This window comes from Alexandriicola marinus, assembly GCF_004000435.1.
Lineage (GTDB): Bacteria > Pseudomonadota > Alphaproteobacteria > Rhodobacterales > Rhodobacteraceae > Alexandriicola > Alexandriicola marinus.
Genome location: NZ_RBVZ01000001.1, coordinates 758,864 through 778,436, shown reverse-complemented (window position 1 = coordinate 778,436; position 19,573 = coordinate 758,864). Strand labels below are relative to the sequence as shown.

Sequence of the window (19,573 nt, the reverse complement as noted above, 5' to 3'; positions counted from 1 at the left end):
CTCAGTCTCCTGTCTGCGACACGCGGACGGCGCGGCCCTCCTTGGCGGATGTCACCGCGGCATCGGCCAGGATCAGCGCCATCAGCCCGTCATGGCCGGTGGTGGGCGTCTCCGTCCCGTCCTCGACCGCAGCGACGAAGGCGTCGATCTCGGCGGCATAGGCCTCGGTATAGCGATCCATGAAGAAATTCAGAAGCGGCGCGCGGATGAAGCCCCCAGCCCCGGCAATCTCGATCCCCACCTCGTGGCGGTTCTGCGCCGAGGCCATGCCGCGCGAGCCCAGAACTTCGACCCGCTGGTCATAGCCATAGGTGGCGCGGCGTGAATTGGTGATGATCGCCTGCTTGCCCGAGGCTGTGCGCAGGATGATGTTCGCGCTGTCGTAATCGCCCAGATCGGCGATCGCGGGATCGGTCAGGACAGAGCCCTGCGCCATCACCGTCTCGACCTCTTCACCCAACAGCCAGCGGGCCACGTCGAAATCGTGGATCGTCATGTCGCGGAAGATCCCGCCCGAGCGTTTGATGTAATCGGCGGGCGGGGCGCCTGGGTCGCGGCTGATGATCGTGACCATCTCGACCTCGCCCAGCCGACCGCTGTCGACCTCGGCCTTGACGGCGCGGAAGTCGGGATCGAAGCGGCGGTTGAACCCCACCATGAGCGTGGCGCCCGTCTCGTCCACCACCTTCAGACAGTCGCGCACGCGGTCCACGCTCAGATCGATGGGCTTTTCGCAGAACACCGCCTTGCCCTTGCGGGCGAACAGCTCGATCAGGTCGGCGTGGGTGTCGGTTGGCGTGCAGATCGCGACGGCATCCACATCGGCGCTGTCGGCAATCTCGTCGATCTCGCGGATGTCGCAGCCATATTGCGCGGCAAGCTCCTGTGCCGCGGCCTCGACCGGGTCGGCGATCGCCACGAGCCGCGCCCGCGCACTGCCCGCAATCGCGCGGGCATGGGTCCGGCCGATCCGGCCCGCACCCAGAATGGCGAAACCTGTAGTCATTGCTGTCGTCCTTTCTGACGGGCGGCGCACCGCCCTGAGTGGTCATCTGAAAATCCTGGCTGCGGATCGCGGCCCGTCATGCGCCGAGCCGCCTGGAGGCTAGCCGGGCCGGGTCTCGATCCCCGCCATGAAGGCCGCGAACTCACCATCCTCGATGGGCACGACATGTTCGGCACCCGGATAGGTTCCGCGTTCCACATCGGCGCGAAACTCTCCGAAGGCCGCGATCCTCTCGTGTTGCAGACGATCCAGTTCGGCCCGGAAATTACGGTAGGTCTTGGCGTGGCGTGGCTTGTGGCCCCGGGTATAGCCCAGCACATCCTCGGCAAAGAGGTATTGCGCATCCGCCCCGCTTCCCGCACCCATGCCCAGCATGATCAGCGAGGTGCGCCTGGTGATCTCGGCCGACACCCGGTCGGGCACGACCTCCAGTTCGGCACCGAAACAGCCAGCCGCCTCGAGCGCCTTCACGTCTTCCCAGACCTTGAGCGCGCTGACAGCATCCTTGCCCACCGCGCGGAACCCTCCTGTCCATGTGTTCTTGGACGGGATCAGGCCCACATGCCCCACCACGGGAATGCCCTCGGCCGCCAGAGCGCGGATCGTGGGCAGGCCCGCCGCGCAATAGCAGCTGTCACCGCCGATGCGGATCGCGGCATGGGTCGCGCGAAGGTAATCCTCGGTGGTGACTTGATCGCCGGGCACGAACCCCACCTGCACGAAGCAATCGCCCGCCGCCTCGCGCATCTCGGGCGTCCAGACGTGATCGACGATCGACAGCATGTCGATCCCCGCAGCCGCCGCCGCGGCCTCGTCGAGCGTGTCGACGAACAGCATCGACAGCTGACGCTTGCCCTTGAGGGCCCGGATATCCGCAACGGTGGGACGCGCCATGATCTGGTCCTTTATCGGGGGATCGCCGTCAGGCGACCCCTTCCACGTCATACTCGGGCTGGGTCTTGGCGCCGGTGATATAGGCGACGACATCCTGCCCGTCGGTCTCGTTCTTGTTGAGGTTGGCAACGATCCGACCCCGGCGGAAGACGATAATCCGGTCCACCAGGTCCATCACCTGCCGCATGTTGTGGCTGATCAGGACAAGCGGTTCGCCCTGGTCCTTCAGGGTGCGAATGATGTTTTCCACCTGCGCGGTTTCCTGCACACCCAAGGCCGCCGTCGGCTCGTCCATGATGGTCAGCTTGGAATGAAAACTGGCCGTGCGCGCGATCGCCACACATTGGCGCTGACCGCCCGACATGTTCTGGATCGTGTTGCGGATGTTGGGGATCTTGACCCCCGTCTTTTCCAGCGCGGCCAGCGTATCCTCGCGCATCGCCTTGTAATCCAGAAGCCGAAACGGGCCGAGCCAGTCGAACTTGGTCTTTTCCCGCCCAAGGAACAGGTTGTCCGGCACGTCGAGGTGATCGGCCAGAGCCAGCGTCTGGAACACCGCCTCGATCCCCGCCTCGCGGGCATCGAGCGGGCCGGAGAAGTTCACCGGCTTGCCATCGAAGATGATCTCGCCGCGCGTGCGCTGCTCGACCCCGGTGATCTGGCGCACGAAGGTGGATTTACCCGCCCCGTTGTCGCCCATGATCGCCACATGTTCTCCGTTGCGCAGGACGAAATTGGCACCTTCCAGCGCGTGGACCCCGCCGTAATGCTTGGTCAGGTCGCGGGTTTCGAGGATAATGTCGCTCATGTCTCTCTCCTCCCTTGTCAGGACCGTGATGCGGCGCGTTGCTGCCGCCACTGGTCCAGAACAACGGCGCTGATGATGATGAAGCCCATGGCCATGATCTGGAAATAGGCGTCCAGCTTCACATAGGTGAACCCGGACTGGATCACGCCAAAGACCATCGCGCCCAGAACCGTGCCGATGATCGAGCCGCGTCCGCCCTGAAGGCTGACACCGCCGATGACCGCCATGGCGATGGCGTAAAGCTCGTAGAAAAGGCCCATGCCCGACTGCGCCGTCAGGTTCTTAGAGCTTAGGACGATCGCTGCAAAGGCGGCCAGCATCGACGCGATCATGTAGACCATGACCTTGTGCCGCTTGACGTTAATGCCCGACATGCGAGCCGCATCCTCGTTCGAGCCGATGGCATAGGTGTGCTTGCCATAAACCGTGTAGCGCAGAAGCACGTGGCACAGGATCGCCAGCAGCACGAACCAGATGACGGGCATCATGCCCGAGCCGAGCCAGGCGTAGCCTTCCGTCGGGAACGACACGGGCTGGCCGCGGGTCCACCACTGCGCGATGCCGCGGCAGATCAGGAACATGCCCAGCGTGGCGATGAAGGGCGGAATGCGTGTGAACGCGATCAGCGAGCCGTTGATGCTGCCGATGAAGGCGCCGAAACACAGACCCACGATCACGGGGACGATCACCGGCAGGTCCATGGCCCAGGGGCCGAAGACGGCGGCGGGGTTGGGGTTGCCGTTGACCAGTTCGGTCTGGGCGAAGGACATCACGATCATCGCCGTCGCCGCGGTCAGCGGCCCCGATGACAGGTCGATCCCACCCGAGATGATCACCTGCGTCACGCCCAGCGAAATGATCCCGATAATCGCGACCTGAAGGATGATGATCCGAAGGCGCGCCTCGTTGAAGATCGTGTCGAACCGGTCGTTCGTATCGAAGAGAAAGCTCTGACCATCCATGTAGGGCAGGATCTGCCCGAGCGCCTCGAACACCGCGACGATAAGGACCAGCGCGATGAAGATGTTCATTTCGTTGGGCCAGGCCCGCTTGGACCGGTCATATTTCAGACCGCCGATACCGTCAGCATGATCCGCCATGCGTCGCTCCCCTGTTGGTTTTCACCTTATTGCCGCGCCACGAGGGCAGCGGAATGGGCAGGGCGCGCGCGGCGCCCTGCCCGTTTGCACGCGTTCAGGATCAGTTGCGATCGAGGAAGTTCTCGAGGTTGTCCATGGTGACGAGCTGGAACGGAATGTAGACCTTCTGCTCCACTTCTTCCCCACGGGCCAACGCCAGGGCCGCATCGACCGAGCCTTCGCCCTGACCGAAGGCGTCCTGGAAGACGGTGGCGTCAAGATCGCCCGCCTGCATCGCCAGAAGCGCGTCCTGGGTGGCGTCGACGCCGACCACGACCACGTCTTCCATGGAAATGCCGGCCGCTTTCATCGCCTGGATCGCACCGATGGCCATTTCGTCGTTGTTGGCGAACACGACCTGGAATTCCTCACCGGAGGAGAGCCAGTTGGTCATGAGGTCCTGCGCTTCGTCGCGCGACCAGTTGGCGGTCTGGCGGTCGATGAGCGAGATGAAGTTGCACATGTCCATGCCGATGACGTCGTCGACGTCCTTGGTGCGCTGAACGGCGGCCTGGTTGGACAGCTGACCCATCATCAGATAGCCCGAGGCACCTCCGGCATAGCCCATGGCCCGCAGCATCTTGCAGGCCTCGAAGGCGGCCAGAGTGCCGGATTCGATTTCGTTGGACGCAACGAACGCCTGGTTGTCGGGCAGCACATCGACGTTGATCGGCTCGCGGTTGACATACACCAGCGGAATGCCCGCGGATTCCGCGGCGGCGGTCATCGCCTGGGTGGCCGAGGTGTCGACGGCATTGACGATGATCGCATCCACGCCGGAGGCGATGAAGTTGTTGATCTGGTCAAGCTGGCGGGCCACGTCGTCCTGCGCGTCCTCGACCTGCAAATCCACGCCATCGAGGCTGTCGGCGTATTCGACCATGCCATTGCGCATGACGGTCAGGAAGTTGTCGTCAAAGCGCGCGATCGAGGCACCGATCGTTTCGGCCATCGCGGTGGTGCCAAGCAACGTCGCCAGACCGGCAGCAATAAGAGTTTTCTTCATTGTGTTCCTCCCAGAACGGGTGCCGGCTCACCCAGTCATCTCACGCCGGTGCGCCCCGGATCGGGGCTTTGACTCATCCCCGTATCGTCATGCCACTTCCGCGGCGATCTGATCGCGGATGAATTCGAAAGACCCGGCAAGCTCGCCCGCCGGATCCGCGCTCTCGTGAACGGCAGGGGCAAAGGCCTCCACCGAAATCGGCCCCTCGTATCCGCCACGGATGAGGGTCGAAATCTGTTCGATATTTCCAAGCCGGTCGCGCGCATCCACGTGGATACGGTGCGCATCCGTCATCTCGCCGACCGAGAGCGTCGGATCTTTCACGCCCGAGATATGCACGATGCCCGTCATCTCGGGGAAGACCTCGGTCTCGCCGGCCAGATGATGATGGAACGTGTCGTGGACAAGGCGGAACCTGTCGGCATGGCCAAGCGCGGTGATCGCGTCGACCGCCTCGGACTTCAGCCTGAGCGACGAGATCTCGAAGCCCAGAGGCTCGACCAGACCCATCAGATCATACTGGGCAAGCATCGGACCCAACTCCCGCAGGGCGACGCGAAGATTGGCCTGCCTCTCCCCGTTGCCACGCCCGCCGCCATCGTTGCGCGGGATCAGGGCGATGGCCTCGGCGCCGCAGGATGTTGCGATCTGCATCAGCGCTTCGGCCTCGCGGGCCTTGTCGTCCGACCAGATGTTGAAGGATTTCACCTCGGCCAGCGCCAGAATGCGCAACCCGCGATCCGCGGCCGCCTGTCCCACCTCGGCGGGATCAGCCCCGTCGAAAAGAGCGCCCGGCAGATCGTTGCGAAACTCGACACCGATACAGTCCAAATCCGCCGCCATATCCAGAAGGCCGTCGAAACGGGCCCGCGGAACGGTCATGTGGTTGATCGCGAAGCGCAGCACTTCAATATCCTCCCAGGTGCCGGCATGGCCGGCCGGGACCGCCCTCCCCGGCGATCCGCTGCGCCAATCTGTCTGCTATCCCCCCCTTCGGTCAATCGCAGCGGATCGCATTCTGTCAAATCATGATAGATCTCGATCATAAAGATGATGGTTTTCCATCATACCGATTCCGGCAGGTAAAGTCGCGGCTCGAGGAAGTATTGCCCCGTGAGATCGACAAAGCCCGACCGCGCCGTAGCGATCATCATCTCCATCGTGTCGCGGCAGACCTCGCCCAATGGAGTGCCGATCACCATCGAGACGAACCGGTCGGACAACCCGGCCCGCGACTCCGGCGTGAGTTCGTTCACGACCAGCGCCACAGCCCCCGGCTCGCGCGCTTCGCGCAGGGCGGCGATCGCGCCCTCCATGCCGCCGCCCGCAACATAGATGCCCCGCAGATCCGCGTGGCGTGCCAGCAGATCGAGCGTCGCCTCGTAGGTCAGCTGCCGGGTTTCGAGATTGACGAGCGTATCAAGGACACTGAATTCGGGCGCATATTCCCGGAAATAGCTTCGGAAACCTGTCTCGCGCAGCTCATGACCATGCCAGCGATGGCCGCCGACGAAGACCGCCAGCTTGCCGCTCCGGGTCGCGGATTTGTGGACCATGTAGCCAGCAATTCGTCCTATTTTCAGGTTGTTAAGCCCGATATAGGCCTGTCTCACTCCTTGGGCGAAATCATTCAGAAGCGCAAAGACCGGGGTGCCTGCCTCCTGCAATTCGATGACGGCATCGGTAATGGAATGATGGGTGATCGCAGAGGCCGCAATCCCGTCGACCTCGTCCGCGATGGCCCGCATCTCGGCGATGAAATCGGCCGGACTCTGCGAGGCGGAGAACCGGATCACGGGCTCCACATGGGCGGTCGTGATCGATTGGGCGGCCTCTTCGATGGCCTGCCGGAACTGGCGGTAAAAGGCCTGCTTTTCCTTGTGCAGCACGAAGCCCAGCCGCATCCGTTCAACGTCGGGCGCCAGCCGTTGCGCGATCAGACCGGCGGCGTGATAGCCGACCTCGCGCGCGGCCTCCAGCACCCGGCGCGCCGTCTCCTCGCGGACACGGGATCGTCCGTTCAGCACCCGGTCGACGGTCGCCACGCTGACGCCTGCCACCCGGGCCACATCCGTGATGGTCGGCCGTTTTCCCATCACACACCCTCCTGTTCTTGCCCGAAATGACGAAATTCCATCATTCATGATGGCCCGAGTTGATGGATTTTGACAAGAACCCTCCGACACCCTCTTATTGCAGGGCGAGGCTGGCCCTAATCTGGGCCGCGTCACAGGGAGGATCGAGATGACGAAACGTGACTACAGTCTCCTCGGGCTCGATGGCGAACGCGCGATCGAGACCGGCCTTGCCACGGCCGAGTGGTATCATTCGGACATCTCCCGCAAGGAGATGAAAGCCTTGATGAAACGCGAGGATGGGCCCGCGACTCGCGACACGATCATCTGGATCGGCGCGATGGTCGTCCTTGCCGGGATCGGGATCGCGCTTTGGCCGTCGTGGTGGTCGGCCCCGTTCTGGATCGCCTACGGGGTGCTTTATGGTTCGGCCTCTGATTCGCGCTGGCATGAATGCGGTCACGGCACGGCCTTCAAGACGCGCTGGATGAACGACGTGGTCTACCAGATCGCCTGCTTCATGATCGTGCGCAATCCGCATACCTGGCGCTGGTCCCATGCACGCCATCATACCGACACCTACATCGTCGGCCGCGACCCCGAGATCGCGATCATGCGCCCGCCGGATTTGGCGCGTGTGATCCTCAACCTGATCGGGCTTCTGGGGCCGATCATGGGGTGGAAACAGATGCTCTTCAACGCGACCGGGCAACTGAGCACCGAAGAGAAATCCTACATCCCGGAAACCGAACAATCGAAGGTGATCCGCGTGGCGCGGATCTGGACGGCGATCTATGCCGCGGTGATCGTGCTCGCGCTGGCCATGGGGTCGATCCTGCCGCTGATGGTGATCGGTCTGCCCAGCATCTATGGCGCCTGGCATTATGTGCTGGTGGGGCTTCTGCAGCATGGCGCGCTCGCCGACAACGTGATCGATCACAGGCTCAACACGCGCACCGTCTACATCAACCCGATCAGCCGGTTCATCTACTGGAACATGAGCTTTCACATCGAACACCACATGTTCCCGATGGTGCCCTATCACCGGCTGCCCGAGCTGCATGCCCGGATCAAGGATGACTTGCCCGAGCCGACCCCCTCGATCCTTGCAGGCTACCGGGAGATGGTGCCCGTCCTGCTGCGTCAGCTGAAGAACGAAGAGGTCTATCTGCGCCGCACCCTGCCCGGCACGGCCCGGCCCTACCGCGAGGACCTTCACGAAGCGGCCCTCGGGGGCGCCCCCCTCGCCCAGCCCGCCGAGTAGGACTTGCCCCCCTGCGCGTGCCGGATCATTCTGGCGCGCGACAGAAGGAGCGGGCATGTCGGTGACCCTGAAAGACGTGGCAGAACGGGCGGGCGTATCACGCTCGGCCGTGTCGCGCACCTTCACCGCCGGGGCCTCGGTCTCGCCCCGGATGCGGGCGCGCGTCGAAAAGGCCGCACAGGAGCTGGGCTACAGCCCCAACCTGATCGCCCGCAGCCTGACGACCCGCCGGACCGAGTTGATCGGGCTGGTGGCGGACAACTTCCGCAACCCGATCTTTCTCGAGGTTTTCGATCTGTTCACCAGCGGCTTGCAGGCGCGCGGGCTGAGGCCGCTTCTCGTCAACCTGTCGAGCGAGACCGACCCAAGCGGTTCCCTCGAAATGCTGCGCGCCTATTCGGTGGATGGCGTCGTCGTGGCCTCCTCGACGCTGCCCCCGACATTCGCCGAGGCCTTCAGCGCGGCCGGCGTCCCGGTCGTGCATGCCTTCGGCCGGGCCTCGGCGCGGCCCACGGTCCCGGTCGTGGGGATCGACAATAGAGATTGCGGCCGGCTTGCCGTCGAGACATTGGTCGCGCGCGGCTACAGGCGGCTGGGCTTTCTTGGCGGCCCCGAGGCGGCCAGTTCAACGCAGGATCGACTGGCGGGGTTCCGCGAAGCGCTCGAGAGGCACACGTCAGTGACGGCGCAAATCCACTTCGCCCGTGCCTACAGCTTTGCCGCCGGGCGCGAAGAGATGGCCCGGCTTCTGCCCCTTGGGCCGGCGGAGGCCTATTTCTGCGGCGATGACGTGTTGTCGATCGGCGCGCTCTCGGCGGTGCGGGAGGCGGGCCTCGACGTGCCGGGGGACATCGGCCTTCTGGGCCTCAACGACATGGAGATGGCGGGTTGGCAGAACATCGCGCTGACCACGATCCGCCAGCCGATCGCGCGCATCGTCGATGCCGCGATCGAACGCATGGCGCTCTTGCTGGAGGCGCCGGAGACGCCGCCCGATGTGCGGCTCTTCGCCTGCGATGTGGTCGAACGCGGGACACTGCGGCCACAAAATTCCAGAATTTTGTGAGCCCCCGGTGCCGGACCTGTCCGGCACCGGGGCAACAAATTTGGCCAAATTTGTTGCGCCTCACCGGAACATCGGCGGACGCGCATCGACCCAGGCCCCGTCGGACTTGCCCGATTGGGCGACGGCAAAGACCGCTGCCATCGAGCGCAGACCATCCTCGGCCCGGGGATAAAGGTCGGCCGCGGGATCGCAGGGCCGATCTTCGTTTCGGGCGCGGATCGCCTCGGCCAGATCGCTGTAGATATTGGCGAAGGCCAGCGGCATGCCCTCGGCATGACCCACTGTCACCCGGCTCGTCCGGTCGGCCTCGGGCGACAGGTTGCCCTCGCCCCGTTCGATCACCTGAAGGCGCTCACCCAGCGGCATCCAGTACAGCTGGTTCGGCTGTTCCTGCGCCCAGCGAAGGCCACCCTTCTCACCAAAGACCTGAAGCGTCAGGCCATGCTGATTGCCAAGCGCGATGGACGAGGTCCAGAGCCGGCCAACGACGCCGCCCGACATCCGGAAATTGACCATCGCGTCGTCTTCAAGCTCCCGGCTCTCGATCGCGCTGACCGTGTCGGCCGAAAGACGCTCGACCTCCTGCCCCGTGACGAAGCTGGCCATATGCATGGCATGGATCCCGCAATCGGCGAATTGCGCCGAGACACCGGCCTGCGCCGGATCATAGCGCCAGCGCACGCGCGGATTATCGGCGTCAGCGGCATTCGCATGGTGGCCATGGGCAAATTCCGCCTTCACGACCCGGATCTTGCCCAGGTCACCGCGCGCCACCATGGCGCGCATGTGACGCACGAGGCTATAGCCCGAATAGCCGTAATTGACGGCACAGATCCGACCCGTCTCGCGCGCCAGGCCCACGATCTCTTCAGCCTCCTCGACGGTCATCGTCATCGGCTTTTCGCACAGAACGTGGAAGCCCTTGGAGAGGAAGGCCTTCGTGATCTCGAAATGGGTGGCGTTGGGCGTGGCCACTGTCACCAGGTCGATCCGATCGTCGCGGCCGGCCTCGCCCTCCAGCATCTCGCGCCAGTCGCCATAGGCGCGGTCGGGCGCAAGGCCCAGCCGCTGGCCATAGTCGCGCCCGGCCTCGGCCCTGTGGTCCAGCGCGCCGGCCACGAAATCGAATGCCCCGTCCAGCCCCGCACCCAAGCGATGCGCCGGGCCGATCTGGCTGCCTTCGCCGCCGCCGATCATGCCCCAGTTCAGTTTCGTCATGATATCCTCCCGGGCCGGCCTACGCCGGCAGTGACCCAGATGTGGTTAGAACCCGATGCTTTCGAGATAGGCCCGGTTGGCCTTCGCATCGTCAAGCGGCGCCACGTCGAGCGTGGGATCGCAATCCTGTTCGACCGTGCACCAGCCCTCGAACCCGGCACCGACCAGAAGGCTCCGGACCGCCTCGAAATCGACCGCGCCATCGCCGAGATTGCAGAAGATACCCTGCCCGCACGCGTCATAGAATCCGGTCCGGTTCTCGACGACCGTGGCCTTCACCGCCGGATCGATATCCTTGAAATGCATGTAGGAGATCCGGCTCATGTGCCGTTTCATGAAGGCGAGCGGATCATAGCCCGCATAGACGTGGTGCCCGGTATCGAGGCAAATCTTCAGAGTGCCCGCATCGGTCTCGTCCAGCAGACGTTCCAGCTCGGGCTCGAAATCGATGAACCCGCCCGCATGGGCGTGGATCGACACGGTCAGCCCGTAATCCTCGGCTCCCATCTTGGCGACGGTGGCGATCCTGTCGCGGAAGGCGGCCCATTCGGCCTCGTCCATCTGTTCCGCCTCGTCGGGGCGCCCGGCGGTCGGGGCGCGCCGGGGCGAGATGGAATCGATCAGCACGAGGTGCTTGGCCCCATGCGCCACGAGCGACCGACAGGTGCGCACCGCGCCATCCATCACCTCGTCCCAGGCGCCCGCGTCGTGGAACGGCCGGAAGACGACCCCGCCGATCAGCGTCAGCCCCTCCTGGGCCAGCGCTTCGCCCAGAATGCCCGGGTCTTCGGGCATGAAGCCCACGGGCCCCAGTTCGATCCCCGAATATCCTGCGGCCGCGCATTCGCGCAGAACCTCCCGCCAGGACGGGTTGCGCGGGTCATCCGCGAATTCGACGCCCCAGGAACAGGGCGCATTTCCCACTTTTATCATGATGTTATCCCAAGAAGTTCGAAGGACTTTGCCAGCTTCGTGTATTGTCCGAGGCGCGGGCCGCGGCGATGACGGACTGCACCTCCAGCCCGTCCCTGAAGGTCGGCCAGACCGGCGCGCCGCCATCGATGGCACGCAGGAAATCATGCGCCTCGATGATGATCTGATCCTGGTAGCCGGTGCCGTGCCCGGGCCCCTGGCAGAACGGCAGGTAATCGGGGTGGGCGGGGCCGGTCAGGATCTTGCGAAACCCGCGTTCGGCCAGCGGTGCATCGGCATGATATAGCCAGATCGCGTTCTGATCTTCCTGATCGAAACGGATCGCGCCTTTCGTGCCGAAGACCTCGTAGGCATAGCCCATCTTGCGCCCCGTCGCGACACGGCTGGCCGCGATATGGCCATGCACGCCCGTCGCGAACCGGACCATCATCTGAACCTGATCATCGTTGGTGACCTGCACGCCGTCGCGTTCGGGGATCACCGTCTCCATCACGGCGTTGACCTCGGCGATCGGGCCCATCAGCGCCAGCGCGGCGTTGATCGGATGCGGCGCAAGGTCGCCCAAACAGCCATTGGCCGCCCCCTGATAACGCCACGCGGCAAGGCCCGCCTCAGTTGCGAAATCTTCCATATGCTCGCAGCGAAAGCCCGTCACCTGCCCGATCCGGCCCTCGGCGATCAGTTTTCGCGCGAACTGGGTCGCAGGCGTGCGGCTGTAATTATAGGCCACCATGTTGGCCACCCCGGCGGCCTCGGCGGCGGCGACCATCTGCGCGGCCTCCGTCACATCAAGGCCCATCGGCTTTTCGCACAGAACGGGCTTTCCGAGGGCAAGCGCGGCCTGAGCGATCTCGAGATGGGTCGACTGGGGCGAAGCGATGATCACCGCCTCGACGGCCGGGTCCTCCACGAGGCTGCGCCAATCGCCGGTGCCGCGGGCAAATCCGAAGGCGCGTGCATAGCGCTCGGCGCTGGCGTCAGAGCTTGCGGCGATGACCTGAAGACGCGGGCGCAGACGGGTTTCGAAGACCGCACCGACGGCCGCCATGGCCACGGAATGCGCCTTGCCCATATAGCCGCCGCCAACCACGCCGATCCCGATCTCGGTCATCGCGTCCTCCCGTCAGATTCGATTTGCAACCGGTTGCAAAATTCGTATCGTTCGCCGCGAACCCACGCAAGCGCCCAATGCGGCGTGCGAGTAAAAAGGGCACCATGTCATGCATGAGATTCGTGGAAACAGGTTTCTCGTCATCGGCCGGGCCGGCATGGATCTCTATGCCGATCCGCCCGGCACGACGATCGAGGCGGCCACGCAATTCACCGCGACGCTTGGCGGATCATCGGCCAATATCGCAGCCGGTCTCGTGCGACAGGGGGCGCAGGCGGCGCTCCTGACGCCGGTGTCGGACGATGCGGTGGGCCGGTTCGCGCAGGCCCAGCTGCGCGCCTACGGCGTCGACGACAGCCATGTGACGGCGGTGGGCGGCGAGGCGCGCAATTCGCTCGCCGTGGTCGAGACGCGGCTCGAAAACACCCAATCGGTCATCTATCGCAACGGCGCGGCCGATTTTGAACTGACCGAAGAAATGGTGGCCGGTGTCGATTTCTCGGGCTTCGATGCCGTGGTCACCACGGGCACCGTCTTCGCCGCCGGGCCGTCGCGCGGCGCGGCGTTCCGCGCCTTCGAGACCGCGCGCCATCACGCAATCCCCGTGATTTTCGACATCGACTATCGGCCGTACAGCTGGTCGTCCCCGCGCGAGGCCGAACTGACCTATTCCCGCGCCGCCGAGATGGCCGACATCATCGTCGGCAACGATGTGGAATTCGGCTTTCTTGCGGGTGACTATGACAAGGGCCTCGATGCCGCCCGGAGCCTTGCACGTACCCGTGACCGGATCGTTGTTTACAAGATGGGTGAAGAAGGCGCGATAACCATTTGTGATCGCGAGGAATTCAGAACCGGAATCTACCGGACCGAAGCCTTGAAGCCGACGGGCGCGGGCGACGCGTTCATGGCGTCGTTCCTCGCGGCACTCGCCTCTGGCCGGGCGCTGAAGGAGGCGGTCCTGCGCGGCTCTGCCGCCGCGGCCATCGTGGTCGCCCGCGTCGGATGCGCACCCGCGATGCCGACCGAGACCGAACTCACCCAGTTTCTTGCCACTCACGACGCCCCGATCTGACCCCCGAAAGGACAGGCCATGCATATCCCCCCCTTCGACAACCAGAACAAACCCATCGTGGATGCGGGCGACACGACGGTGCCGCTCAATTACTTCAACATCGTCAAGCTGTCCCGCGATCAGGCCTTCGACTACCAGGTGCCGGGCTACGAGACCTGCATCGTGCCCGCGACGGGCACCGTCGACGTGGAGGTCGAAGGCGAAAGCTGGCAGGCCATCGGCGGACGCGGCGTCGATGTCTGGGACGGGGAGCCCGAGGGCGTCTATGTCCCGTCCGGCGCCAAGGCCCGCATGATCTGCACCAGCGACACGGCGGAAGTCTTTGTGGCCGGGGCGAAATTCGATGAGACCCTGACCCCCTTCGCGGTGCGCGCGGATGAACTCGACCTTGTACAATACGGCTCTGACGACACCAAGACGCATCGCAAGATCAAGCATATCCTTGGCCAGAAGCAGGCCGACCGCGTCGGCCGGCTCCTTGTCAGCGAGTTGTTCACGGTGGGCGCAGGCGGCTGGTCCGGCTTTCCCAGCCACAAGCACGACACCGACCGCCTGCCCGATGAGACGCGCCACGACGAGACATATAATTTCCGCTTCCGTCCGAACCACGGCTCCGGGCTACAGATGCTCCAGCGGGAGGATGGCAAACCGGGCGATGCCTATCATATCGTCGACGGCTCCACGATCTGCATCGACAACGGCTATCACCCCTGTGCGGCCCTACCGGGATACGAGATGTATTACTTCACCATCCTTGGTGGGCTGAGCCAGCGCAGCCTTGTGCAATATTTCCAGCCGACCCACGCCTACCAGATCGAAACGATCCCGGGCATCAAGGACATGATCGCGAAATTCAAATGACACTCGTGACGTTACGCGACGTTCTTAAACCAGCACTTGAAGAAGGCCGCGCCGTCGCGGGCCTTGTCTGCCTGGGGTGGGAGGATGCCCGCGCCTATGCGATGGCGGCGCAGGACGAGGGCCTGCCCGTCATCCTTCAGGCGGGTCCAGGGGCGCGGGCGCACATGCCGATCCCCGTCTGGGGCGCGACGCTGCGTAATCTTGCCGAAGAGGTCGATGTGCCGGTTGTCATCCATCTCGACCATGGCAAGTCGGCTGACGAGGCCCGCGCAGCGATCGATGCCGGTTTCACCAGCATCATGTATGACGGCTCCCTCGACCCCTTGGACAAGAACATCGAGGATACCGCCCGCATCGCCGAGATGGCCCATGCGGCGGGCCTGTCCTGCGAGGGTGAGCTTGGCGTCGTGGGCTATGTCGACGGCGCGCCCTCGCGCGGCACCGACCCCGACGAGGCCGCCCGTTTCGCCGCAGCGACGGGGGTGGACGCACTCGCCATTTCGGTCGGGAACGTGCACCTTCAGACCGAGGCGGCACAGGGCCTCGACCGCGCGCGGATCGACGCCATCGCCGCGCGCACCTCCCTGCCTCTGGTCATTCATGGCGGATCGGGCGTCCCCGCCGCCGAGCGCCTGCGCCTGGCCCGGGAGACACCGATCACCAAGTTCAACATCGGAACAGAGCTTCGCCAGACCTTCGGGCGCGCCCTGCGCAACCGTCTGGAGCAGGACCCCGACACCTTCGACCGCATCGCGATCCTGGGCGGGATCGAGCCCGACCTTCGCGCGGCGGCGCGTGCGGTCTTGCGCGGGCTTGCGGGCTAGGCATTCATCGCGTTTAGTCGGGGACGACATCCCGAAAGGCCGCCCATGTCCATCCATGCCCAGATCGTCGATGACCTGATCTCGCGCGAGATCGGCTTCATCACGACGGTTCCCTGCAAACAGCTGGCCGGCGTCATCGCCGAGATCGAGGATCGCGACGGGATCCGCCACGTGCCCGCGAACAAGGAAGACGAAGGCATGGGCCTGTGCGCCGGGGCCTGGCTTGGCGGGGTGCGGCCCTGCATCATCATGCAGAACACCGCCCTTGGCGTGACCATCAATGCGCTGGCAACCCTGATCCAGTTCTACCGGATGCCGTTGCCGATGCTGATTTCCTACCGGGGCGAGGTCGGCGAACCGGTCGCCTGCCAGGTGGAAATGGCGGTCCATACCAAGGCGTTGCTGTCCCAACTTCACATCCAGACATACCATTTCCACAGGCGCGAAGACGCCGAGGAGCTGCCTCGGATCCTCGATCATACGTTCATGAGCAGCAAACCCGTGGCGATCCTGACGGATGCGACATTCTGGGGGGATTACTGACATGATCCGGGCCGAGATCCTGCGCGAGATCGCGCCCCTGCTGCGCGAAGCGCTTGTCGTGTGCAACATCGGCATTCCCAGCCAGGAACTTTACGCAATCGACGACCGGGACGGCAATTTCTACATGCTCGGCACGATGGGCCTTGCCTCGTCGATCGGGCTGGGGCTTGCGCTGTCGCAGCCGAAACCGGTGATCGCCATCGACGGCGACGGCTCGATCCTGACAAATCTGGGCACCTTGCCCACGATCGCGAACAACCCCGCGCCGAATTTCATCCTCCTGATCATCGACAACGGCGCCTATGGCTCGACCGGGGATCAGCCGACCTACACCGGCGCGCGCACATCGCTGGCGCGCGTGGCCGAGGCCTGCGGTTGCGACCGGGTGATCGAATGCATGGGCGAGGAAACGGGCGAGGTTCTGCGCGAGGCGCTGGATTGCGGCGAGATGACGATCATCGTCGCCAAATGTGACAGCGGAAACGAGAAGATGCCCGTCATCCCGCTTGATCCGGTGGTGATCCGCGAAAGGTTCATGAAAGCGGTGCGACGGTGACAAGCCCATGAACCTCCTTACCAACCCCTATCGCGGCATGGGTCTGAACCATCCCGATCTGGATCCGATGCCATGGCCCAGCACCGATGCGGCCCGGCCGCGTGCTTTGCTCGACCGTTGCCCCGAGGCCCGCAAGACGCCGCTTGTCCAGGCACCGCAACTGGCAAGCCGCGCAGGCGTCGCCCGGTTCGACATCAAGGACGAGAGAGGCCGCATGGGCCTCGGTTCGTTCAAGGCGCTTGGCGCCGCTTATGTGATCGCGCGCGACGCCGAGGAAGGTCGCGCAAAAGGCGCGACCTATGTTGCGGCAAGCGCGGGCAATCACGGCCTGTCGGTCGCCGCGGGGGCCCGCGTCTTTGGCGCGCGCGCCGTGATCTACCTCGCCCGGACGGTGCCCGAGGCCTTTGCCGCGCGGCTCAGGTCCGAAGGGGCGGAGGTCGTCCGCGAGGGCGAGATCTACGAGGCCAGCATGGAAGCCGCGGCCCGCGCGGCCGAGGTCAATGGCTGGTGTCTTCTTAGCGACAGTTCCTGGCCCGGCTATTACGAACGGCCGCATGTCCTGATGGAAGGCTATCTCGCCCTCATGGAAGAGACCATCGCGGCGCTTGAGGCTCCGCCGACCCACATCTTCCTTCAGGCCGGTGTCGGCGGTCTGGCAGCCGCCGCGGCGGCGCTGGCGCGGGTGGCATGGGGCGATGCGCCTCAGATCATTGTCGTTGAGCCAGAGGCCGCCCCCGCGCTTTTTGCGTCGATCATGGCAGGCGGGCCCGTGGTGGCCGACGGGCCGGTTTCGGCGATGGGCCGGCTGGATTGCAAGGAGCCGTCGCTGATCGCGCTGAAGGGGCTTGCCCGCGATGCCGACATCTTCATGACGATCTCCGAAGAGGAGGCCGCATCGGGCCTTGCCGAGACCGAGGCTGCCGGTCTGCCCTCGACGCCGTCGGGGGCGGCGGGGATCGCGGGCTGCCTTTCCGGGGCCGGTGAGTTGGGTCTTGGCCCCGGGGCACGGGTATTGTGCATCCTCAGCGAGGGGCCGGAATGACCGATCCGTCGGGCTTTGCGCCGACGGAATATCAGGCACGTTGCGACGCGGCGCAGCAGATGATGGACGCGGCAGGCCTCGACGCGCTGTTGCTGACGACCGAGGCCGATCTGCGGTATTTCAGCGGCTTCCTGACCCGGTTCTGGGAAAGCCCGACGCGGCCGTGGTTCCTGATCCTGCCCGCGCAAGGAAAACCCGTGGCCGTGATCCCCGAGATCGGCGCGCATCTGATGGGGCGGACGTGGATCGACGACATCCGCACATGGCGCGCGCCCGATTATTCCGATGACGGGGTGAGCCTGCTGGCAGGCACCTTGCACGAACTGGCGGGGCCGCGCGGGCGCATCGGCCTGCCCTCGGGGATGGAAAGTCATCTGGGCATGCCGCTGGCCGATTTCCGCAGGCTGGAACGGGAGCTTCCGGATGCCAGCCTGACCGACGACGCGGGCATCCTGCGCGCGCTGCGCCTGATCAAGTCCCCGGCGGAAATGGCGCGGATCGAAGAGGCCTGCGCCATCGGCGACCGGGCCTTTTCGAGGGTGCCCGAGATCGCCGGACGCGGCGTGCCCCTGTCGAAAATCTTCCGCGATTTCCAGCGTCTCTGCCTCGAGGAAGGGGCGGATTTCGTGCCCTATCTGGCGGGTGGCGCGGGCCAGACGGGGTATGGTGATGTGATATCGCCCGCCACGGACCTGCCGCTGGAGCATGGCGATATGCTGATGCTGGATACCGGGCTGATCCGGGCCGGGTATTTCTGCGACTTCAACCGCAACTTCTGTGTCGGCCCCTGCCCTGCACCGCTCCAATCCGCGCATGATCGCCTGATCGACGCGGTCACAGCCGGGGCCGAGGCCGCCCGTCCCGGTGCCCTTGCCTCGGATATCTTTGCCGCGATGGATGCGGTTCTGACCGGTGGCAGCGGCGATCCCGGGGCCGGGCGCTATGGCCACGGCTTGGGGATGCAACTGACGGAATGGCCCTCGATCCTGCCTGCCGACCGGACCGGGTTGCGCCCGGGCATGGTCCTGACGCTGGAGCCGTCGATCGCGACCGGCCCCGGCACCTTGCTGGTGCATGAAGAGGTGATTGCCGTCACCGACGGCGCGGCGCGGTTTCTGACCGCGAGGATGGAAGGGCCGGTCCCGGCCCTTCCATAAGCTGGCCTTACGTATCGGCGATGACGTCCTGCCGCTGTTCGCCCAGACCGTCGATTCCCAGAGTGACCACGTCACCCGGCTTGAGATAGCGCTGCGGCTTCATGCCCATGCCGACGCCCGGAGGCGTGCCCGTCGAGATCACGTCGCCGGGGTGCAGCGTCATGAAGTTGCTGAGATAGGAGACGAGGTGCTTGACGCCATAGACCATGGTCTTGGTCGAGCCGTCCTGCATCCGTTCGCCGTTCACGGCGCACCACATCGCGAGGTCCTGAGGATCGGCGACCTCGTCGCGTGTCACGAGCCACGGGCCGATCTGGCCGAAGTTGTCGCAGCTTTTGCCCTTGGTCCAGTTGCCCGCACGTTCGATCTGGTATTCACGCTCGGACACGTCGTTGGTCAGCGCATAGCCCGCGACGTAATCCAGCGCGTCCTCTTCGCTGACATACTTGGCAGGCTTGCCGATGATGACGGCAAGTTCGACTTCCCAGTCGGTCTTGACCGACCCGCGCGGCACGATGATCGGATCGTTCGGGCCGCAGATCGCCGAATTGGCCTTCATGAAGATCACGGGCTCGGGCGGAACCTCCATCCCGGATTCGGCGGCGTGATCGGCATAGTTCAGGCCGATGCAGATGAATTTCGTCATGCCTGCAACGCAGGCACCCAGCCGGGGCGAACCATCGACGACCGGCAGGGTCTCGGGGTCGATCGCGGCAAGTTTCGCAAGGCCTTCGTCGAAAAGAACCTCGCCCGCGATATCGTCCACATGGCCGCTCAGGTCACGGATGTTTCCCTCCGCATCCAACATTCCGGGCTTCTCGGCCCCGCGCTCACCAAATCTGAGAAGTTTCATGTCTCAAGTCTCCCTCAATTCCGTTGCACTTTCTATATCGCCCGATTTTTCCTTCTGACAGCCCCGTTTTCGCCCCCGTCGTCGGCGGATCGACGCGCGTGCCCGTCGTGCCGCGTGGACCGGCTGCACGTCGCCGGGTAAT

Annotated in this window: 20 protein-coding genes; 9 read left to right on the top strand and 11 right to left on the bottom strand. The window is 64.7% G+C overall.

Annotated features, from left to right (window positions below):
• Position 1: 1 nt before the first annotated feature.
• From iolG to EP376_RS03830, 7 genes are all read right to left on the bottom strand, one after another.
• A complete protein-coding gene (iolG, locus tag EP376_RS03860; RefSeq protein WP_127654207.1) occupies positions 2-1,006 on the bottom strand; it encodes an inositol 2-dehydrogenase in 1,005 nt (334 codons plus the stop codon).
• 99 nt (positions 1,007-1,105) lie between these two features.
• Positions 1,106-1,900: a 3-methyl-2-oxobutanoate hydroxymethyltransferase gene (locus EP376_RS03855; RefSeq protein WP_127654206.1), complete on the bottom strand. Its 795-nt coding sequence runs from the start codon at positions 1,898-1,900 to the stop codon at positions 1,106-1,108.
• Positions 1,901-1,928: 28 nt separating this feature from the next.
• Positions 1,929-2,708 (bottom strand): ATP-binding cassette domain-containing protein, encoded by a 780-nt coding sequence (locus EP376_RS03850; protein ID WP_127654205.1) that lies wholly within the window; start codon positions 2,706-2,708, stop codon positions 1,929-1,931.
• Positions 2,709-2,725: 17 nt separating this feature from the next.
• Entirely contained in the window at positions 2,726-3,808 is a 1,083-nt protein-coding gene (locus EP376_RS03845; RefSeq protein ID WP_127654204.1) for an ABC transporter permease, read from the bottom strand.
• A gap of 100 nt (positions 3,809-3,908) precedes the next feature.
• Positions 3,909-4,853, bottom strand: a complete 945-nt coding sequence (locus EP376_RS03840; RefSeq protein ID WP_127654203.1) for a sugar ABC transporter substrate-binding protein — start codon at positions 4,851-4,853, stop codon at positions 3,909-3,911.
• 87 nt (positions 4,854-4,940) lie between these two features.
• The gene (locus tag EP376_RS03835) at positions 4,941-5,759 is read right to left on the bottom strand and encodes a TIM barrel protein (RefSeq protein WP_127654202.1); all 819 of its coding nucleotides are present in this window, start codon (positions 5,757-5,759) and stop codon (positions 4,941-4,943) included.
• Between the two features lie 158 nt (positions 5,760-5,917).
• Positions 5,918-6,949 carry a LacI family DNA-binding transcriptional regulator gene (locus tag EP376_RS03830; RefSeq protein ID WP_127654201.1) on the bottom strand — a complete coding sequence of 344 codons (1,032 nt, stop codon included), beginning with the start codon at positions 6,947-6,949 and terminating at the stop codon, positions 5,918-5,920.
• Positions 6,950-7,097: 148 nt separating this feature from the next.
• On the opposite strand from EP376_RS03830, the gene EP376_RS03825 reads away from it, so the two are divergent.
• A complete protein-coding gene (locus EP376_RS03825) occupies positions 7,098-8,192 on the top strand; it encodes a fatty acid desaturase family protein (RefSeq protein WP_127654200.1) in 1,095 nt (364 codons plus the stop codon).
• A 55-nt stretch (positions 8,193-8,247) separates the two neighbouring features.
• Positions 8,248-9,258 (top strand): LacI family DNA-binding transcriptional regulator, encoded by a 1,011-nt coding sequence (locus EP376_RS03820; RefSeq protein ID WP_127654199.1) that lies wholly within the window; start codon positions 8,248-8,250, stop codon positions 9,256-9,258.
• A 60-nt stretch (positions 9,259-9,318) separates the two neighbouring features.
• Here the strand turns inward: EP376_RS03820 and EP376_RS03815 are convergent, their stop codons facing one another.
• From EP376_RS03815 to EP376_RS03805, 3 genes are read right to left on the bottom strand one after another with little or no spacing between them, the layout of a single operon-like run.
• On the bottom strand, positions 9,319-10,476 hold the full coding sequence (locus EP376_RS03815) for a Gfo/Idh/MocA family protein (RefSeq protein ID WP_127654198.1): 1,158 nt from the start codon (positions 10,474-10,476) through the stop codon (positions 9,319-9,321).
• Between the two features lie 45 nt (positions 10,477-10,521).
• On the bottom strand, positions 10,522-11,412 hold the full coding sequence (locus tag EP376_RS03810; RefSeq protein WP_127654716.1) for a TIM barrel protein: 891 nt from the start codon (positions 11,410-11,412) through the stop codon (positions 10,522-10,524).
• Position 11,413: 1 nt separating this feature from the next.
• Positions 11,414-12,520, bottom strand: coding sequence for a Gfo/Idh/MocA family protein (locus tag EP376_RS03805; RefSeq protein ID WP_127654197.1), 1,107 nt, complete (start codon positions 12,518-12,520; stop codon positions 11,414-11,416).
• Positions 12,521-12,629: 109 nt separating this feature from the next.
• Here EP376_RS03805 and iolC point away from each other — a divergent pair, with 109 nt between their 5' ends.
• Genes iolC through EP376_RS03770 form a run of 7 tightly spaced genes read left to right on the top strand, consistent with a single transcriptional unit; the run spans position 12,630 to position 18,578 of the window.
• Positions 12,630-13,595 carry a 5-dehydro-2-deoxygluconokinase gene (iolC, locus tag EP376_RS03800; RefSeq protein ID WP_127654196.1) on the top strand — a complete coding sequence of 322 codons (966 nt, stop codon included), beginning with the start codon at positions 12,630-12,632 and terminating at the stop codon, positions 13,593-13,595.
• An 18-nt stretch (positions 13,596-13,613) separates the two neighbouring features.
• Entirely contained in the window at positions 13,614-14,456 is an 843-nt protein-coding gene (locus EP376_RS03795) for a 5-deoxy-glucuronate isomerase (RefSeq protein WP_127654195.1), read from the top strand.
• Positions 14,453-15,280, top strand: coding sequence for a class II fructose-bisphosphate aldolase (locus tag EP376_RS03790; protein WP_127654194.1), 828 nt, complete (start codon positions 14,453-14,455; stop codon positions 15,278-15,280). The genes EP376_RS03795 and EP376_RS03790 overlap by 4 nt, the downstream gene beginning before the upstream one ends.
• A gap of 45 nt (positions 15,281-15,325) precedes the next feature.
• Positions 15,326-15,823, top strand: a complete 498-nt coding sequence (locus EP376_RS03785; RefSeq protein WP_127654193.1) for a sulfopyruvate decarboxylase subunit alpha — start codon at positions 15,326-15,328, stop codon at positions 15,821-15,823.
• A 1-nt stretch (position 15,824) separates the two neighbouring features.
• Positions 15,825-16,379 (top strand): sulfopyruvate decarboxylase subunit beta, encoded by a 555-nt coding sequence (gene comE / locus EP376_RS03780; protein WP_127654192.1) that lies wholly within the window; start codon positions 15,825-15,827, stop codon positions 16,377-16,379.
• A gap of 7 nt (positions 16,380-16,386) precedes the next feature.
• Entirely contained in the window at positions 16,387-17,421 is a 1,035-nt protein-coding gene (locus EP376_RS03775; protein WP_127654191.1) for a pyridoxal-phosphate dependent enzyme, read from the top strand.
• Positions 17,418-18,578 carry a M24 family metallopeptidase gene (locus tag EP376_RS03770; protein ID WP_127654190.1) on the top strand — a complete coding sequence of 387 codons (1,161 nt, stop codon included), beginning with the start codon at positions 17,418-17,420 and terminating at the stop codon, positions 18,576-18,578. The genes EP376_RS03775 and EP376_RS03770 overlap by 4 nt, the downstream gene beginning before the upstream one ends.
• A gap of 7 nt (positions 18,579-18,585) precedes the next feature.
• On the opposite strand, the gene EP376_RS03765 is transcribed toward EP376_RS03770, so the two are convergent.
• Positions 18,586-19,431: a fumarylacetoacetate hydrolase family protein gene (locus EP376_RS03765; protein WP_127654189.1), complete on the bottom strand. Its 846-nt coding sequence runs from the start codon at positions 19,429-19,431 to the stop codon at positions 18,586-18,588.
• Positions 19,432-19,573 lie beyond the last annotated feature (142 nt).

Bases quoted from the DNA above. Each gene is read 5' to 3' on its own strand.
- comE (WP_127654192.1), top strand. From the start codon at position 15,825: ATGATCCGGGCCGAGATCCTGCGCGAGATCGCGCCCCTGCTGCGCGAA.
- EP376_RS03795 (WP_127654195.1), top strand. From the start codon at position 13,614: ATGCATATCCCCCCCTTCGACAACCAGAACAAACCCATCGTGGATGCG.
- EP376_RS03790 (WP_127654194.1), top strand. From the start codon at position 14,453: ATGACACTCGTGACGTTACGCGACGTTCTTAAACCAGCACTTGAAGAA.
- EP376_RS03850 (WP_127654205.1), bottom strand. From the start codon at position 2,708: ATGAGCGACATTATCCTCGAAACCCGCGACCTGACCAAGCATTACGGC.
- EP376_RS03845 (WP_127654204.1), bottom strand. From the start codon at position 3,808: ATGGCGGATCATGCTGACGGTATCGGCGGTCTGAAATATGACCGGTCC.
- iolG (WP_127654207.1), bottom strand. From the start codon at position 1,006: ATGACTACAGGTTTCGCCATTCTGGGTGCGGGCCGGATCGGCCGGACC.
- EP376_RS03770 (WP_127654190.1), top strand. From the start codon at position 17,418: ATGACCGATCCGTCGGGCTTTGCGCCGACGGAATATCAGGCACGTTGC.
- EP376_RS03855 (WP_127654206.1), bottom strand. From the start codon at position 1,900: ATGGCGCGTCCCACCGTTGCGGATATCCGGGCCCTCAAGGGCAAGCGT.
- EP376_RS03785 (WP_127654193.1), top strand. From the start codon at position 15,326: ATGTCCATCCATGCCCAGATCGTCGATGACCTGATCTCGCGCGAGATC.
- EP376_RS03820 (WP_127654199.1), top strand. From the start codon at position 8,248: ATGTCGGTGACCCTGAAAGACGTGGCAGAACGGGCGGGCGTATCACGC.
- EP376_RS03815 (WP_127654198.1), bottom strand. From the start codon at position 10,476: ATGACGAAACTGAACTGGGGCATGATCGGCGGCGGCGAAGGCAGCCAG.
- iolC (WP_127654196.1), top strand. From the start codon at position 12,630: ATGCATGAGATTCGTGGAAACAGGTTTCTCGTCATCGGCCGGGCCGGC.
- EP376_RS03825 (WP_127654200.1), top strand. From the start codon at position 7,098: ATGACGAAACGTGACTACAGTCTCCTCGGGCTCGATGGCGAACGCGCG.
- EP376_RS03765 (WP_127654189.1), bottom strand. From the start codon at position 19,431: ATGAAACTTCTCAGATTTGGTGAGCGCGGGGCCGAGAAGCCCGGAATG.
- EP376_RS03775 (WP_127654191.1), top strand. From the start codon at position 16,387: ATGAACCTCCTTACCAACCCCTATCGCGGCATGGGTCTGAACCATCCC.
- EP376_RS03840 (WP_127654203.1), bottom strand. From the start codon at position 4,853: ATGAAGAAAACTCTTATTGCTGCCGGTCTGGCGACGTTGCTTGGCACC.
- EP376_RS03830 (WP_127654201.1), bottom strand. From the start codon at position 6,949: ATGGGAAAACGGCCGACCATCACGGATGTGGCCCGGGTGGCAGGCGTC.
- EP376_RS03805 (WP_127654197.1), bottom strand. From the start codon at position 12,520: ATGACCGAGATCGGGATCGGCGTGGTTGGCGGCGGCTATATGGGCAAG.